The organism is Embleya sp. NPDC127516 (assembly GCF_044765325.1).
Lineage (GTDB): Bacteria > Actinomycetota > Actinomycetes > Streptomycetales > Streptomycetaceae > Embleya.
Genome location: NZ_JBIWJT010000098.1, coordinates 1 through 2,079, shown reverse-complemented (window position 1 = coordinate 2,079; position 2,079 = coordinate 1). Strand labels below are relative to the sequence as shown.

Below are 2,079 nucleotides of genomic sequence, written 5' to 3'. Positions count from 1 at the left end.
GCCGCGTGTGTCGCGGGGGCGTTGTCCTTGGCGGATGCGGCGAAGGTCGTGGCGTTGCGGAGCCGGGCGATCCTGGAGTTGGCGGGTTCCGGCGGGATGGCGTCGGTGTCGTTGTCGCTTGTCGGCGTGGAGGAGTTGATCGCGCGCTACGAGGGTCGGGTGTCGGTGGCGGCGGTGAACGGCCCGGCGTCGGTGACGGTGGCCGGTGAGACCAACGCGCTGGCGGAGTTGCTCGCCGAGTGCGATGCGCGGGGTGTGTGGGCGCGTCGGGTGCCGGTGGACTACGCGTCGCACTCGGTGCAGGTCGAATCGATCCGCGAACGGCTCTTGACGGAACTGGCCGACATCGAACCGATGGCGCCGACCGTCCCGTTCTTTTCGTCGGTGACCGCGGAGCGGCTGCAGACCACCGCGCTGGACGCCACCTACTGGTACACCAACCTTCGCCGGACGGTCCGCTTCGAGGAGACGATCCGCCTCCTCCTGAGCCAGGGCTTCGACACCTTCATCGAGGCCAGTGCGCATCCGGTGCTCACCACCCCGGTGGAGAGCACGATCGAATCCGCCGGTGCCCAGGCCGTGGTCCTGGGCACGCTGCGCCGGGACGAGGGTGGCCTGAACCGCTTCACCACAGCACTCGCCGAAGCGCACGTGAACGGTCTCGCCGTGGACTGGTCGCCGCTGCTGGGCGACCGCGATCGCGACCGCAGTACCGCGGACGTCGATCTGCCGACCTACGCCTTCCAGCGCCGCCGCTACTGGCTGCAAGCCCCTCCCGGGGTGCGCGGGGATCTCGGCGCGGTGGGGTTGCTGGACGCGGAGCACCCGTTGGTCGGCGCCTGCGTGTCCGGCGTGGACGGCGGCGTGCTGCTGACCGGGCGGCTGTCGCTGTCCGCGCAGCCGTGGCTGGCGGACCACGCGGTGGCCGGGACGGTGCTGCTACCGGGGGCGGCCTTTGTGGAACTGGCGGTACGGGCCGGGGACACCGCCGGGTGCGGCCGGGTGGACGAACTGACGCTTCAGGCGCCGCTGGCCGTCCCCGAGCACGGGACCGTGGCGGTCCAAGTCGTCGTGTCCGCCCCGGACGAGGCGGGCGGTCGGGCCGTCTCGGTCCACTCGCGGACCGGCGACGAGGACCTGGGCGCCGAGTGGACCTGCCACGCGGTCGGCCGACTCTCCGATCAGCCGTTTGCCGCACCCGAGGTCGTCGGTGCCGACGGCGCCTGGCCCCCGGCCGGCGCCCGGCCGGTGGACCTGGACGGTTTCTACCCGGACCTGGCGGCACGCGGATACGAGTACGGACCGGCGTTCCAGGGGCTCACCTCGGCCTGGCAGCTCGGCGAAGACGTCTACGCCGATGTGGCGCTGCCGGCCGAACACCGGGACGATGCCGCCCGCTTCGGGCTTCACCCGGCGCTGCTCGACGCCGCGCTGCACGCCATCGTGACGGCGGGGCAGCCGGGCGCGGACGACGGACGGTTGCGACTGCCGTTCTCGTGGTCCGGGGTTGCCCTGTCCGCGACCGGTGCCGTTGCCGCCCGGGTACGGATATCCCGGCTCGACGCGGACACCGTCGCACTGGACTTCGCGGACACCGGCGGGCAACCCTTCGCCCGGGTTGCCGCGTTGACCCTGCGGCCGGTCGAGGCGGAGCAACTGCGCGAGTCCGTCGGCGTCAAGGATCCGTTGTACGCCGTCGAGTGGGTACCTGTGACCTGCACGGAGCCCACCGCCGTGCTCGCGGACACCGCCGTGCTCGGCCCGGATCCGTTCGGACTGTTGTCCGCGAGCCTGGCGACGACCGGATACCCGGACCTCGCCGACCTGACGGCGGCACTCGATGCGGGCACGCCTGTTCCGGCGACGGTCCTCATGCCGTGTGTCGGCGGCCCGTCCGGGTCCTCCCCGGACGTCGAGGCCGTGCACGCCGCCACGGCACGGGTATTGCTCGATCTGCGCACATGGTTGGCTGATCCGCGCCTGACCGCCTCGCGGTTGGTGGTGGTGACGCGGGGTGCGGTGGGTGTCGGGCCGGGTTCGGTGGTGTCGGATCTGGCGTGGTCGGCGGTGTGGGGGTTG

Annotated in this window: 1 protein-coding gene; it reads left to right on the top strand. The window is 72.3% G+C overall.

What is annotated here, in order from left to right; all coding sequences use genetic code 11:
* Positions 1-2,079, top strand: a 2,079-nt coding sequence (locus ACIRL2_RS51360; protein WP_402242712.1) for an acyltransferase domain-containing protein, incomplete at both ends; no start/stop codon positions are given.